The sequence below is a fragment of the Xanthomarina sp. F2636L genome, from assembly GCF_026410195.1.
GTDB lineage: Bacteria > Bacteroidota > Bacteroidia > Flavobacteriales > Flavobacteriaceae > Xanthomarina.
In genome coordinates this window covers 1-433 of sequence record NZ_JAPMLM010000017.1, presented here as the reverse complement: position 1 = coordinate 433, position 433 = coordinate 1, and the positions used below count along the sequence as shown (strand labels likewise).

Below are 433 nucleotides of genomic sequence, written 5' to 3'. Positions count from 1 at the left end.
AACCAGCACAGTTGTCAGCACCAGTAGGCGCCGTCCAAGTCACAACCGCATCACATTGACCAGCATCGTTGCTAATAGTTATATCTCCAGGACAAACAATGGTTGGTGCTTCCGTATCATTAACAGTTACGTCGAAAGAGCAAGAGTTTGTTAATCCAGCAGCATCGGTAATGGTATAAGTAACAGTTGTTACACCAATCGGGAAGGTATCTCCAGGATTGTGTGAACTTGTTACAACCGCACCCCCACAGTTATCATTACCAGTAGGTGCCGTCCAAGTCACAACCGCATCACATTGCCCAGCATCATTACTTACCGTAATATCAGCAGGACAGGATATGGTTGGTGCTTCCGTATCATTAACAGTTACGTCGAAAGAACAAGAGTTTGTTAATCCAGCAGCATCGGTAATGGTATAAGTAACAGTTGTTAC

The 433-nt window shown here is 44.6% G+C and carries 1 protein-coding gene; it reads right to left on the bottom strand.

Annotated elements, in window-relative coordinates; translation table 11 throughout:
- On the bottom strand, window positions 1-433 hold a 433-nt coding region (locus tag OS191_RS00075), incomplete at both ends, for an HYR domain-containing protein (RefSeq protein WP_267153671.1).